The organism is Bariatricus sp. TF06-38A (assembly GCF_027690675.1).
In the GTDB taxonomy this organism is placed as follows: Bacteria; Bacillota; Clostridia; order Lachnospirales; family Lachnospiraceae; genus Allocoprococcus; species Allocoprococcus comes.
The window spans coordinates 60831-75164 of record NZ_JAQFCE010000013.1; the positions used below are offsets into that span (position 1 = coordinate 60831).

General features: G+C 38.2%; 17 protein-coding genes. 4 read left to right on the forward strand and 13 right to left on the reverse strand.

Going from position 1 to position 14334, the window contains the following annotated elements:
* Nucleotides 1–6 precede the first annotated feature (6 nt).
* The 3 genes from PG418_RS11040 to PG418_RS11050 all read right to left on the reverse strand — a co-directional run bounded on the left by PG418_RS11040 (nt 7) and on the right by PG418_RS11050 (nt 2567).
* Nucleotides 7–672 (reverse strand): ABC transporter ATP-binding protein, encoded by a 666-nt coding sequence (locus tag PG418_RS11040; protein WP_019162602.1) that lies wholly within the window; start codon nt 670–672, stop codon nt 7–9.
* 177 nt (nt 673–849) lie between these two features.
* The gene (locus PG418_RS11045) at nt 850–1881 is read right to left on the reverse strand and encodes a sensor histidine kinase (protein WP_118609156.1); all 1032 of its coding nucleotides are present in this window, start codon (nt 1879–1881) and stop codon (nt 850–852) included.
* A complete protein-coding gene (locus tag PG418_RS11050; RefSeq protein WP_019162604.1) occupies nt 1878–2567 on the reverse strand; it encodes a response regulator transcription factor in 690 nt (229 codons plus the stop codon). The genes PG418_RS11045 and PG418_RS11050 overlap by 4 nt, the downstream gene beginning before the upstream one ends.
* A 388-nt stretch (nt 2568–2955) precedes the next feature.
* Here PG418_RS11050 and PG418_RS11055 point away from each other — a divergent pair, with 388 nt between their 5' ends.
* The 4 genes from PG418_RS11055 (at nt 2956) to PG418_RS11070 (ending at nt 7364) form a co-directional block, all read left to right on the forward strand.
* A complete protein-coding gene (locus tag PG418_RS11055; protein WP_128868191.1) occupies nt 2956–4209 on the forward strand; it encodes an ATP-binding protein in 1254 nt (417 codons plus the stop codon).
* 476 nt (nt 4210–4685) lie between these two features.
* Complete coding sequence (locus tag PG418_RS11060) at nt 4686–4862, forward strand: helix-turn-helix domain-containing protein (protein ID WP_003864535.1); 177 nt, start codon at nt 4686–4688, stop codon at nt 4860–4862.
* Nucleotides 4863–4981: 119 nt separating this feature from the next.
* Nucleotides 4982–5971 (forward strand): helix-turn-helix domain-containing protein, encoded by a 990-nt coding sequence (locus PG418_RS11065; protein ID WP_128868190.1) that lies wholly within the window; start codon nt 4982–4984, stop codon nt 5969–5971.
* A 1-nt stretch (nt 5972) separates the two neighbouring features.
* Nucleotides 5973–7364, forward strand: a complete 1392-nt coding sequence (locus tag PG418_RS11070; RefSeq protein ID WP_182465640.1) for a tyrosine-type recombinase/integrase — start codon at nt 5973–5975, stop codon at nt 7362–7364.
* Between the two features lie 876 nt (nt 7365–8240).
* Here the strand turns inward: PG418_RS11070 and PG418_RS11075 are convergent.
* The 10 genes from PG418_RS11075 to PG418_RS11120 all read right to left on the reverse strand — a co-directional run bounded on the left by PG418_RS11075 (nt 8241) and on the right by PG418_RS11120 (nt 14324).
* Entirely contained in the window at nt 8241–9707 is a 1467-nt protein-coding gene (locus PG418_RS11075; RefSeq protein ID WP_055195565.1) for a site-specific integrase, read from the reverse strand.
* 21 nt (nt 9708–9728) lie between these two features.
* The gene (locus PG418_RS11080) at nt 9729–9929 is read right to left on the reverse strand and encodes a helix-turn-helix domain-containing protein (protein ID WP_226814520.1); all 201 of its coding nucleotides are present in this window, start codon (nt 9927–9929) and stop codon (nt 9729–9731) included.
* Nucleotides 9930–10432: 503 nt separating this feature from the next.
* Nucleotides 10433–10621, reverse strand: coding sequence for a helix-turn-helix domain-containing protein (locus tag PG418_RS11085; RefSeq protein WP_005334926.1), 189 nt, complete (start codon nt 10619–10621; stop codon nt 10433–10435).
* A gap of 57 nt (nt 10622–10678) precedes the next feature.
* Nucleotides 10679–11098 carry a sigma factor-like helix-turn-helix DNA-binding protein gene (locus PG418_RS11090; protein ID WP_005334925.1) on the reverse strand — a complete coding sequence of 140 codons (420 nt, stop codon included), beginning with the start codon at nt 11096–11098 and terminating at the stop codon, nt 10679–10681.
* A 238-nt stretch (nt 11099–11336) separates the two neighbouring features.
* On the reverse strand, nt 11337–11561 hold the full coding sequence (locus PG418_RS11095) for a sporulation initiation factor Spo0A C-terminal domain-containing protein (protein ID WP_005334915.1): 225 nt from the start codon (nt 11559–11561) through the stop codon (nt 11337–11339).
* Between the two features lie 25 nt (nt 11562–11586).
* Nucleotides 11587–11994, reverse strand: a complete 408-nt coding sequence (locus tag PG418_RS11100; protein WP_055200598.1) for a hypothetical protein — start codon at nt 11992–11994, stop codon at nt 11587–11589.
* Nucleotides 11995–12050: 56 nt separating this feature from the next.
* A complete protein-coding gene (locus tag PG418_RS11105) occupies nt 12051–12590 on the reverse strand; it encodes a DUF3795 domain-containing protein (protein WP_117499822.1) in 540 nt (179 codons plus the stop codon).
* 67 nt (nt 12591–12657) lie between these two features.
* Entirely contained in the window at nt 12658–13035 is a 378-nt protein-coding gene (locus PG418_RS11110) for a hypothetical protein (protein WP_117787972.1), read from the reverse strand.
* Nucleotides 13036–13085: 50 nt separating this feature from the next.
* Nucleotides 13086–13256, reverse strand: coding sequence for a hypothetical protein (locus tag PG418_RS11115; RefSeq protein WP_173821657.1), 171 nt, complete (start codon nt 13254–13256; stop codon nt 13086–13088).
* Between the two features lie 165 nt (nt 13257–13421).
* Nucleotides 13422–14324 (reverse strand): conjugal transfer protein, encoded by a 903-nt coding sequence (locus tag PG418_RS11120; RefSeq protein ID WP_498837377.1) that lies wholly within the window; start codon nt 14322–14324, stop codon nt 13422–13424.
* Nucleotides 14325–14334 lie beyond the last annotated feature (10 nt).

Genomic DNA, 14334 nt, shown 5'->3' on the forward strand with positions numbered 1-14334 from the left:
ACCTCCTTATTCCACAATCTTTCCATCCTCAATGCGGACAATCCGATCTGCAAGACGGGCTATGTCGTTGTTGTGGGTAATCATCACGACAGTTTGCCGGAACTCCGCACTGGTACGCTTGATAAGTCCCAGCACCTCGGCGCTGGTCTTGCTGTCAAGGTTGCCGGTCGGCTCGTCAGCCAGTACAATAGCCGGTTTGGTAATCAGGGCGCGGGCAATCGCCACACGCTGCTGCTGTCCGCCGGAGAGATTGTTCGGCATATTTTTCAGTTTATCTTCCAGCCCCAACAAGTGAACGATCTCGTCCAAAAACTTCTGATCCACCGTGTCCCCGTCCAGCTCCACCGGCAGGACGATGTTCTCATACACATTCAGGATGGGAACAAGGTTATAGTTCTGAAAGATAAAGCCGATGTTGCGGCGGCGGAAGATAGTAAGCTGTTCATCGTTCATTTTCGACAGTTCTTTGTCCCGGACAATCACATTGCCGGAAGTGGGTGTGTCCAGCCCTCCCATCATGTGAAGTAAGGTGGATTTGCCGCTGCCAGATGTTCCCACAATAGCCACAAACTCGCCGTCCTCCACGGAGAAGTTCACACCGTCAAGGGCGTGGGTAATGTTCGGCTTTGTGCCATAATACTTTTTCAGGTCGATAGTCTGTAAAACGCTCATATTCAAAACTCCTTTCAAGGCTTCCTGCCTGTTGATAAGGGTATTATAAAACCCAAATGTCCGCGAAATGTTACAGCGGCCAAAAAATTTCATTGAAAATCGGGGTGAAATGTTACAACGCTCGGACATTTCAAAAAAATTTACGGCGGGCAGCCGAAAATGGCCGTCCGCCGCGTTCTATTTTGTAGGCAGCATAATAGAAAATTCCGAACCCTTGCCCAGCTCCGAAACCACTTTGATATAGCCGCCCTGCCGCGTTACGATCTCGCGGGCCAGATACAGGCCAATGCCCACGCCCTGCTGTTCGTGTACTTCTTCCTCACGATAAAAGCGTCGGAAGATGGCAGCCTGATTGCTTTCGGAAATGCCCTTGCCGGTGTCGGTCACTTTGATCTCCACATACATTTCCCACTGAACCACTGATACAGAAATCTTTCCACCTGACGGAGTGTATTTTACTGCATTGTCCAGCAGATTGAAAAGGGCTTCGCTTGTCCACTTGCTGTCATGGGAGATTATCAAATTTTCCGGGCAATCCACGGATACAGCAATTTCTTTTTTCTCTGCGGCATATACAATACTGCTCATAGCTTGTGCAAGCGTATGGAAAAAGCTGCTGTCTTTCTTTTCTAATCGTATTGCTCCGGTTTCTAACCGGGATGTTTTAACCAGTGCTTGGAACAGAAAATCCAGTTTATCAGTCTGACTGCGTATGCCTTGCAAAAAGTCCATCCGTTCTTCTTCTGAAACAGGCTTTGTTAAAAGTGTGTCCGTTACCATTTGCAAATTGCTGACAGGTGTTTTGACTTGATGCGAAATATCAGAAATCAGCATTTGAAGCTCCTGTCGTTCCATGTCTACCTTGTGCCGATTTTCCTGCATAATCTCATACAACCGGATTAAGCGGTGGTTGATACGGGCAAAAAGAGTTTCACTATCATTTGACTTTTGTAATTCCTCGTTTCCATCAATCATGTTGTCCAGCGTCCGGCACAAATTAGAAGTAAAATGAGAAAGGCGTTTTCCAAAAAACAGCACCAATAGCCAAATCCAGAAAAATGCACAGAGTGTCAATGTTCCACCTGCTATGAAAATTCGTATATCCTGCATTGTACCGCCGAGAATACCGGTAATTACCAGCATAGAGAAAACCATGCCAGCACTAATCAGTCTACAAATTTTCTTAGCAGAAAGGTTATTCAGTTTCATTTCTTTTCGCCTCCTGTCCATTGATAACCCATACCGTAAACCGTTTTGATATATGTGTCGCCATCCGCTTCAATCTTACTGCGAATGCGGCTGATAGAAGTAGTAAGGGTATGTTCATCTACATATTTTTCATCAATGTCCCACAGCCTTTCCAAAAGTTGTTGGCGGGTAAGTACCTGCTTCGGATTTTTAAGAAATAGGTTCAGCATTTTATATTCCATCGCAGAAAGCGCTAATGGTTTCCCGTTCAAGCTTGCAAATTGTTCCGAAAAATCCAGAAACAGGCTGCCATCCTCGTAAATATCCTTAGCTGGTTTGTGATGTTCCAACATAGCGAACATGGCTTTGATCTTTCGCTGCAAAGCACTAATCGAAAAAGGTTTCGTGATATAATCCACTGCACCAGCTTCATATCCTCGTATCTGATCGCTTTCCTGATCGTTGGCAGTTAGAAATATAACTACTGTATCAGGATGCTCTGGCTTGATAAGACGGCATAGGTCATAACCATTTCCGTCTGGTAAATTTATATCCAGCAATACCAAATCAAAAATGTTTGTTTTTAATGATTCAGCGGCTGTCCTTGCATTCAGAACAGAAGTTATTGTGTAACCGTCCAATTCCAAATTATAAGTAAGCGTTTTATTCAAAAGATTATCGTCTTCGACAATTAAAATCTGCTTCATATTGTCACTTCCTTTTCTTTTTGCAGATAGTATAACAGGCAAATGTCCGAGAATTGTTACAAGGACAAATATATTTTTCATTTTACAGCTTTTTTCTGTGTACTGCAATTTTATAAAAGAAAGGACAGCAGTGTCAAATTGCTGTCCTTAACGAACATATTTAATGAAACATCGGAACCATCTTCTTTTTGTTGTCTACCTATAATAACGATTGGAGTAATCGATTATAGACACTGCAATCAAAAAAATCTGAAAATATATTTATCAACATTACATAAAAATGTGTAGATGCACATAAAATAGGAATACATATTGAAATTCAGGTCGTTCTGTGATAGAATCTCATTACTAAAAAGTGTGTAGGTGCACGGAAATGGGGAGTGTAACGATGGAGATTAAAAGAGACGCTTACCTACAGCAGCTGATCGAGCGAAAAGATAATGGAATGATAAAGGTGATTACCGGCATTCGTAGATGTGGCAAATCCTTTTTGCTGTTTACCATCTTTAAGAGATACTTACTGGAGAACGGCGTTGATGTTGATCATATTATTGAAATTGCATTGGATGGTATTGAGAACGAGGAATTAAGAGATCCCAAGGTATGCTTCAAGTACATCAAGGATGCCATGAAAGACGACGGGAAGTATTATCTCCTTTTGGATGAAGTGCAGTTCATGCCACGATTTGAGGAAGTGCTGAACAGCCTGCTCCGCATTAGCAATATTGATGTGTATGTCACCGGAAGTAATTCCAAGTTCCTGTCCAGCGACATTGTGACCGAATTCCGTGGCAGAGGTGATGAGATTAGAATCTACCCTCTCTCCTTTGCAGAGTTTTATTCTGTCTATGACGGCGATTATGATGATGCCTGGGATGACTACATGATCTACGGAGGATTGCCGCAGATCGTAAGTTTCCAGAGCGAACGACAGAAAGCGGACTATCTGAAGAACATCTTTGCAAATGTCTATCTGAAGGATGTTATTGAAAGAAATAAGATTCAGAACGTGGATGAGATTGGGATTCTGATTGATGTGCTTGCATCTGCAATCGGCGCACCGACCAACCCTTCAAAGATTGCCAATACCTTTGCCAGTGAGCGCCAGATGACTTATACTAATAAAACCATCTCCAAGCATATCGACCATTTGACAGATGCCTTTTTGATTTCCAAGGCAAGCCGATACGATATTAAGGGCAGAAAGTATATCGGTGCAAATCTGAAATACTACTTTACTGATCTGGGACTGAGAAATGCACGTCTGAATTTCAGACAGCAGGAGCCTACTCATATCATGGAGAACATTGTTTATAACGAGCTGCTGATCCGTGGCTACAATGTTGATGTGGGTGTCGTGGATATCTTCGATAAGGATAAAGAAGGCAAACGTGTTCGCAAGCAGTTGGAGGTTGACTTTGTGGTGAATCAAGGAAACCAGAGATACTATATCCAGGTTGCATATGACATGACTTCGGAAGAAAAACAGACGCAGGAGTTCAATTCTCTGCGTAATATCCCGGACTCTTTCAAGAAGATCGTCATTGTAAATGGCAGCAAAAAGCCTTGGAGAAATGATGAAGGTTTTGTCATCATGGGAATGAAGTATTTCTTGCTGAATGCGAATAGTCTGGAATTTTAAGTCGATTTGAGTTGTTGCTGTGGTGTTGTTCTATTTCAAAAAAGAGTGAAATGATATAAATAAGGCCACGTCTGATTTCATGTTGGAACAGCCGTGGCTCAGTTTATTTTTTTATCCGTACAAACGAGACTGTTCCGCAGATTATGTAGAACAGACAGAGTACGATTCCGATAGTGAGAACATACGAGAATAAAGATGAACTTAAGAACGAAATAAACAAAAGTTTGTTGAATTAAAAATGAAATAAAGTTCCAGTAATCATAGAGTGTATGGATTCAATTCCATATGCTTTTTTTCTTTACTGAAAAATTTAATGTTACGAGTTTCTTACGAGTGGTATTAAAAAATTCGCAAGAAGACTCGTAGGAAAAAAAGTAAAAAAATTTGCTTTTGACCACTGTAAAACATGCTCTGAGCGTTTCGTTATATGAAGGGATAATTTTTCTTTCATATTTCAAAGAAAAGAGGATAAAGAAATGTCAGAGAAAAGATGTTATACAGTTCAAGAGTTACAGGAAATCTTAGGAGTCAGCAGACCTACTATTTATAACCTTTTGAAGAAAAAGGAATTCCGGTGGATCCAGTTGGATGGCGGAAAGTATCGCATCTCTAAGAAGAGTTTCGATGACTGGCTCGATAACTTGGAACAGTAAAAAACAGGGTGTTGATCAGGCAGATTTTGTCTGCAATCGACATCCTAAATTTTTTTCTGGATATGAGATATGATATAAGAAAAAACACTAACACTAAAAAGACAGGAAGTGAAGAATAAATGGAAACAGCAATTATGAAACAAAAAGAAATTCCGGAAATGGACGATGTTGAGGAAATCATTTCGAAGATTTCAGAAGAAAGTCCCTACAAACGGCGTCCAACACAAAAGAGGACCTGGATGACAGTGCCGGAAATGGGAAAGCTGCTGGGATTAAAAAAGACAGATCGATACTGGCTGGTGCATAAAAATGTTTTTGAATCAAAAGAGATTGCCGGAAAGATACGAATCAATATTGCCAGCTTTGAAAAATGGTACGCCAATCAGATTAAATATCATAAAGTTACCGGAGAAGAACCAGGGAAAGAATTAAAATCCTGGTCCTATTCGGTTAAGGAAGTTGCGGATCTGTTGGGTGTTGATGAGTATCTTGTTTATGAATTACTCAAGAAAAATCAAATGGAAACGGTTATTGTCGATTACTGGAAACGAATACCAAAAGAATCTTTTCAGAACTGGTATAAAAGCCAGTCCCGGTATCGAACAAAGGAAGACAGAGAAAAAGACGCTCTTCTGGAAGAGGCAACTATTACGATGCCTGAGATGGCACAGCTGCTTGGAACAACCAGAAGTGCAGTATATACAATTCTTGATAATCCAAAGTATAGTCATTTTTTTGAATTCATTGTGATTGCAGAAAAGAAAAGGATCACAAAAGAGAGTTTTCAAAAATTCCTGGAAGGTCAGGACCGGTATAAGCTGGATCCATCGAATGATTATGAAGAACTTGCACAGGAACAGAATATTGCCCTGGCTAATTTCCGGCGGAAGAAATTATCACAGACCGGAATACGAGGAAGCAATGGAAATATAAAGTATCTTACTTTTGATGAAGCTTCCTATCTGGCAAAGGTCAGCAGAAGCATGATCAACAAATGGGCGGATAAAGGAAAGTTCACAGTAATAAAAGTTGGCAGTCGAGTTAGGATCCTTCGGGATGAATTTGAGGACTGGATGGAACAAAGAGAATTGGAAAGGAGCATGCAATAATATGGCATCAATAAGAGAACGAAACGGAAAATTCAATGTAATCTATTCTTATACGAATGAAAAAGGCGAGAGAAAACAGAAATGGGAAACCTATGAAACGAAAGCCGAAGCCAAGAGAAGAAAAAAAGAAATTGAATATAAAAAAGAGATGGGATCATTTGTCGTCCGTAAATGCAAAACACTGGACGAGCTTATTACAGAATATGTTGCACTGTATGGAAAAGAAAACTGGGCGCTTTCTACATACGAAGGAAATGTCTCTCTTATCAACAACTATATTCTTCCAATCATTGGTGATGCAAAGCTGTCAGAGATTAATACCCGATTCATCGAAAGATATTATCAGAGTCTTTTGAAGAGACGTGCAGTTATCAATCCATTAAATAAAACCAGTCGAAATGAATTTGTATCGTCCAGTACGGTCAGGGATGTTAATAAGCTGCTTAGAAACTGTTTCGAACAGGCAGTGAAATGGGAATTGATGGAGAAGAATCCCTGCACTCATGCGACTGTACCAAAACATAAATCACAAAAAAGAGACATCTGGACAGCGGATACATTGATGTATGCGCTTAGTGTCTGTGAAGATGAACGATTAAAGCTCGCAATAAATCTATCGTTCTCATGCTCTTTACGAATTGGTGAGCTGCTTGGTCTTACCTGGGATTGTGTAGATATCTCTCCTGAGGCAATTGAAGAAAATCGCGCATATGTCTTCATCAATAAAGAATCACAGCGTATAAGAAAAGAATCTTTGAACGCACTGGATGGAAAAGATGTGTTGCTGGTATTCCCGACAAATCATAAGAAGAATTCTACGGTCCGTATTCTGAAAACACCGAAGACAGAAAGTAGTGTACGTAAGATATTCTTACCGAAGAGCGTTGCTAATATGCTTGTAGACTGGAAAGCTGAGCAGGATGAAATGAAAGAAATCCTGGGTGACGAATATATGGACTATAACCTGGTTATGGCAAGTACCTTTGGTCTTCCTCTTGGTGATGGAGCAATCCGTGGCCCTTTAAAGAAATTGATCGAGGACTATAATCTCCCACCGGTTGTATTTCACAGTTTTCGTCATAGCAGTGTTACTTATAAGCTGAAACTGAATGGTGGAGACATCAAGGCGGTACAGGGTGATTCTGGCCATGCTCAGGTCAATATGGTTACAGATGTGTACTCTCATATTCTGGATGATGACAGAAGGAAAAATGCAGAGCTTTTTGAAGAAGCATTTTATGAGAAAAAGAATCTGGATCCACAGATGCATGTACAGCAGGAAAATAATAATGCACCTGTTGCTGATGAAGTCGATCCGGAACTTTTGGCAAAAGTATTGGCTAATCCAGAGATGCGGGCGTTGCTCAATTCACTGGCAAAGACGATGAAGTAATGAAAAATAGTGAAAAAATAGTGTAATTTTAGTGGAAAAACAATTCGCAACGATATAAGAAATAAGTATCGGAATAATAATACAAATAAAGCTTCAAATGAATCAATAAATGAATCTTTAAATTCAAATAGTTGGTAGCATACACGAACACAAGGCAGACAGGAATTATTTCTCGAAGCCAATGTAGATGAACAGAAAAGACTTTTAGAAGTTCTTCGATTCCGTTACAGAAAAGGTTACAGAAATTTTTAATGAATAAAATTTGCCAGTCAAAAACGCATGGACAAACCGTCTCGTATGCGGTATATTAATTGTAGACAAGAAAATATCTTGTGCTTTCGATAGGAAGTTTAATTGAATACTGTTTACCATGATCGAACGTACGAAGCATGGTGGTCATATAACAGATGTCGATGGTAATATCAAGGCATTCCCCGATTATTAGCTGGAGCAAACAATCAGCTAACTTTCAGAGCTTTACAGAGCTTGACAGAGGGGGTATTCAGAATAACTCAAATTGAATCGGAAACAGTTTTTAATAGTGTCCCATATGGGTTTACCTTACCTCAGATTGACAGAGAGTGACAATAGGTTGGAGCTCTCCTAAGCGAAACGTCGCAGGTTCGATTCCTGTCTGGGACGCCAGCAAACAACGCTGAAAGCCTTGATTTATCGAGGTTTTCAGCTTCTTTTGTTTTTGGCTTATAACCTGTCGGATAAGAACATATTCAATTTATATTTTGCAATTTCTTTTGATTTTCAGAATTTGTAATTCGATATTTTTATGACTGTTTGAGTAGAAGAGTTTGCTAACACTTTTTTTATTTTGAAAAAATATCAGCAGATTTTTGAAGATTTGCTAACACTTTTGAAAAATTACTTTGAAGCTGATTGTTTCAAAAGCATTGCTTTCATCTCTGGCGTAAGTGATTTTAAAAGCTGTAAAAGCTCCATATCACTGTCTGATAAGCCGTTGTTTTCTGGCTGAACTTCCTCATTTTGTGGTTGCATTTCTGAATCATGGTTTAGAGTGGAATAAAATTGTTCGTCCATCTTTTGAGCATTGTAACGTCTATCTTCATCTATGATTTCTGAATAAACGTCTGTAACCATTTCTGCTTCTGCATGACCTGTATCGCCTTGTACTGATTTTACATCGCCGTTGGTCATTTTCAATTTGTATCCTGTGGATAAATGACGCAGACTGTGGAAAACAACTTGTTCATAGCCATTTTGTTCGCATAACTTTTGAAATCTGTCTCTCACAATTCTACTCTCAACGGGATTTCCATTTTCCAAAGCTATAACAAGGTTGTAATTGTTATAAGCGTCTCCTAGAAATTCCTGTAATTCCTTTTGGTCTTTTTGATATTGCACCAGTAATTCTGCAACCGTCTTTGGCAACCATACGGTACGATTACTTGTTTCTGTCTTTGGTGTTTTTAATACAAGCCTTGTTGTGCAATGCGGTTTCTGTGTCGGAAAAATCTTGATAATATCTTTTTCCTTTAATTTCTGCATAGCTTGTGCATTTACTCTGGAAAGCTCTTTATTGATGATTACCCTTGCGTTATTCGTTGCAATGGATTGTTCATCAATAACTACATCTTCCCATGTAAGACCTGTAATTTCTCCAATACGCATTGAGCAGGAAAACGCCAAATGCATACAGATGGTTAATAAATCGTCGTCTGACTGCTGAATTGCTTCACGGAATGTATCTACACTCCATACTTTTCTTTTTACCTTAGGAACTTTAGGAAGCGTTGCTAATGAAGCAGGGTTACGCTTGTTGGTATCAATATATTCCCAACGGATTGCTTGATTTAATGCACAGCGTATAATGTCGTGTATTTTCTTGATATTGGCAGGTTGTACGCAACGTCCAGTAGCTTTTCTGTTAGCTCTGGGTACTTCTGGAACACTCAATAAATCGTTGTAGTAGGCAGATAATTTCTTTGTGGTAATCTCATTTAACTTCCAATCCCCGATAAGTGGATTGATGTAATTTTCGATAGTACCGACCTTACTACTAAATGTACTAGGCGACCATTTTGACGTACCATAGAGATTGACAAATATTTTTAAAAAGTCACAAAGCGTAATATCTTCATCGGTACTATCAAGTTCTTTTTTCGATTCATCAATTTGGCGTGCAAACTGTTCCTCTAAGGGAACAATCACATAACCATATTTTTCTTGATAATACTCAACAAATGCTTTTCTCTGCTTTGCTTCTTTCTTTGTCTCTAACGTATCCCATTTCTGTTTACGTTCTCCTGCATTGTCTAAATACCAGTAAATAACGGAAAATGTTGATTTTCTTTTTTTGATTGAAGCCATAATATATTCTCTCCTTAACAGTTAATTTTGATTTAACCATTTATCGAAAGAATCTTTAGATACCCGTATGGCTCTACCAGCACGAACATAAGCGAACTGTCCACTTTTAACCAATGCGTAAGCCACTTTTTTACTCACACATAATTGTTCTGCAATTTCCTCTACTGTATATGTCTTTTTCTCCTTTTTAGGAGTTTCTGTATTTGATGTATCACTTATCACGAGTAATAATAACTCCTTTCCGTGTGATAACAGCAAAATACATACGTTTAACAAGGTCATTATAGCATATCAATAACTCTTGCGGATATGTTTTTTGCCGTTGCTAACACTTTTGCTAATACTTTTTATATGCAGACAAATGGCTTTGGCAAGCTCCACTGGTATCTCAACCATTCCCATTCCTGTGGGCTGAACCGTGTCATACGGGTGTATCATTATCCTGTGTTACAGGTCATGGCAGAACGACTTTTCCAACGGTCGCTCCCAGATCATTGCATGAATCGCTATCTCCCGATTGGAAAAGTCACGGCGTACAATCTCTGATGGCTCACTGCAAGCACAAACGTATCTGTCTGCATTATTCAGTTGTCAAAGAACTATTAGGCTCTTGTCAGCCTGTATCAATCTGTTTTGTTAAATAGACTGATACAGAATGACAAGCTAAGAAGTAAGCGGAACAGGAAAGAGGGAAGTGCTTATATGAAGCGTTCCGCAGATATTACCTATTCAATTTTTATGTCAAATTCCAATATCATTTTCATAATGGCTTCTCTGATACGACCTTTTAATTCCATATCCACAGCGATATATACATTTCCGTATTCATCATATAATGGGCGAATACAGCTTTTTGATATATACGGGTCATAGAAATCTAAGATTTTATCAATGGAAATTTTGTCGCCGTCCATAGCCGATGAAATCACATAAAATGATGGCTTCTTATACGAACGTTTTTGTTTCAAATACTAATTTTCCTCCTCTAATGACTTTTTCATTTGTTTTAATGCATAGTGTCGGTTTTGAAATACACCACTTCGGGATATATTCTGCAATTTTGCAATTTCCGTATCACTCATATCCAAGAAATAGTACATAAGTACATTTTCACGGTAACGGTCAGATAATTGTTTAATGACTTTTGCCAGCTCATCGTCATATACATAAATGTCATGTCCACATATATTGAAAGTCGTGTAATCCGTTTTATATGTATCCCATATAGCAACTTTATCTATGATAATGTCGGGAAGCTCACAAAAGGGGATAGCTTCTGCTTGATTCTTTTTCAACTCTTTGTAGTAATCCTTTACAACTCCGAAAACAGTTTTTTTTAAACAACTATCAAAACGACACATTACAGTTTTCTGGAAGTCAGATGGTTTCACGTTCTCACCTCCTCCCTGTGCTGTTTTGTATCTATCCCTCTTTCCACTCCATATAAGAAAAAAACAGGGCAGTTGCTAAGTGATTTGAAAAAAATAATCGCTATTTTAGATAAAATTTATACTTGCCCTCACTATATAGCCGACGAGAAAGGCAAAAATTGTTCAATTCGATAAAAAACGACAAAAAAAGACCTGCACACTTAATGTACAGGTTAAGGAAATGGTGATTTCTTATAAATTAGTATTTAATTTTTGTTGCCATCGTATAAACGTATTCTTCTGGTGTAGGGCGTTTCTTTCCGAAATAACTTGAAAATTCAGCTTGCACATCTGGGTCATCGCTGTAATACATTTCATCAATGGTTGACTGAATACGTTCCTTTACTTCTGATACAGAAACACCCTGTTGATGTGCAATCGCTTTAAAAACTTGTTTTGTATCTCGTTTTTTGATACCCAACATTTAACCACAACCTTTCTGAAGAAATTTAATCCCAATCATACTCATCAATGATATTCTTGATTTCGCTGGAGACTGATTTGTCATTCTTTAGTGTTTTAACAACTTTTGCAAATTCATTACGGTTTGGATTTTTTATATCATTATAGCAACGGTGAAGCATTAAAATGTTATGTGAAGTTGGATTTTTTCTGACGGAATTGATTAACAATTCTTCATATCCCTTTTTATAGAACTTTTCTACAAAATGAACTAAATCACCGGGCATTCCAAAATTAACTGAGGGATTAGTGGATATAATTTCTAAAATTGGCTCTACAAATTCATAAGGATTTTGATATGAAAGCATAGCACTTAATATTTCATCATCAAGATAATACTCTTCATAAGGCTTTGCTGATTTTTTTAGTTCTTCAATTATTTGTTCTTTGGTCATTATACATTTTCCTTTCAAACTTTGGTTGTTCAGCTCTACAAGCTGAAATTTACAAACTACTTTTTAATAAGTTTTAGCTCTATATTTCTTCTATCAGCAATTTTTTGAAGTATATCAACTATATATGAACATTGTTCTTTGACGGACAAGACAGACAATTCATCATTTTGTTGTATTTGTTTCATAGCTTCTTGTAATTCTGAAAGCTCTAATAAATTGACTGCTACACAGAAGAAATTTTTTCTGCGACCGTCATTATAGTTAGCAAGTAAATGAGAAAGAATTTGCATTTTTTCCCGTTGTTGAAGATTATACTGTTCAACACCAATGTCCTGTATCATTTTCAAGTCTGCTTTTTGGCGTTTATGAGTTATAAAAGAATCATATTTATCAATATACCGATATTTTTCACATGGATAACTTTCACATTCATAACAATATTCAATTTTACCATGTTCAAGGCTACACTTAGCAATTCCGCACGATTGATTACCATTCCCGCAACCGCCACAGTGCTTTCCTAAAAACATAGGGCATAACCCACAATTCAATCCGCAAAGGGAAAATAATTGATTTTTTCGCTCAAATCCTTTCATATTATCAGTTCCTTATAAATTCCGATTTTTCGTTCTCTACGACTTCCCAATAAACGGGAATTTGTAATTACATTCCATACATATTGGCATTTTTTACAATTACTTTATCGCCTTTTTCTAATTGTTCCTTGGAAATTCCTCGTAACCCAAGTCCAACATGCTCTGTTTTATATCCACAACCATTTGCTTTTCGTTCTTTTGTATGTACATCGACAGTAGTAATTCTGGATTCTAAGATATCTCCATTTGCTTTATAAATACACGCATTTTCCCCTTCTCTGCACATCCCTATTAATATGTTTCCTGTGGCAACTGTTCCAACCCCCATAATTGTAAATGCATCATCAATAATCAATTCAAAATTTTCTTTTAAACACGATGGAACATCTAATTTGTTCATGTATTCTTTTTCTCGTTCTTTTTTGCTTTTACCAAATAATCCCATAGTATTTCTCCTTTAAAACTTCCGATTTTCTTAATTCTACAAACTTCGATTTAGTAACGCAAAAGGAAATATATGACATACACCCAACTAAGTAATCCATGAAAAATTGCCCAACCGACAGACTTCCACGTTGTATAACTAATAACCATAGCTAACGCACTTCCAAAAGTTATTCCTGATTTTACCGTTTTCTTGACAGTAGTTGATTTATTATCTTCCACATTTGTTTCCTCCGTAAATTCCGATTTGTCTTTTTCTTCATTATACACAGTACTTATGCATTTTTCTACATATTTATCGCTTTAGAAATTGCCTTAAGATATTATAATAGATTGCAGAATAGTATAGATTAAATAATAACTTTCCATACTATTCTGCTGTAATATTTATCCTACAATCTTCCAGTTATCGTCCTTATGAAGCACAAGGTCATACTGTGAGATTTGCGTCATTTTCGACTTGTTATCCAGATATTTTACGGACACGCTAACTTTGAGATTATCGCCATCTTTGGTAAAGACAGGATTTACCAGTTCTGAAAATACATAATCGCCAGATACAGGAGCAAGCACGCCGTCTTTGACATAATAGGCAAGTTCTTTTTCCGTAGCTGTCGGATAGAGTTTAAAGAATGTTTCCAAGAAAGCGGTAGCGTCCTTGACAGTATCGGAGCTGACACTGACATCGGCTTCCTGTGCTTTCGGTTCATACTTTGATTTCTGTATTGCCGGAGCAAGTGTCGGATTCTGGGTAATGACCATTGCACCGTCCTTATCCACATGAACGGTCACTGTGTAGTTTTCTGTGACTGCCTGTGTCTGTTCGCCCTCTTTTACCTGCTGATCTACTTCGTAGGCAACAGTAAAATCGTCCGTTCCAGACTGTCCCACGTTCCAGACCAGCACATTTGTAACAGTAGCACTGGTTGGTATATCGGTTCTGATGGTATCAGCGTTCAAGTCCTGTAATTCTTTGGTAAGGTATTTACTGATTTCCGTTGTTCTTGCTTCAATGGCTTCCTTGCTGGTATCCCATGAGTAGTAGGCTTTCGCAAAGTTCTTGACGAAATTCTCAATACCATTAGTATCGTTCAATCTTAGCTGAATGATTTCTTTTTCGTGTACCGTGTGGGTGTCAATGGCAGTAAAGTTCTTATATACACCAAAACTGGTACTTGCTAAAAGCACCGCCCACAACAACAGGACAGATTTTTTATGTGTCCCGACTTTCATGGTACGCACTTTCTTATTCTTAGGTGCTTTCTCTGTTTTTTCTTTCTTCTTAAACATATTTCAAGTC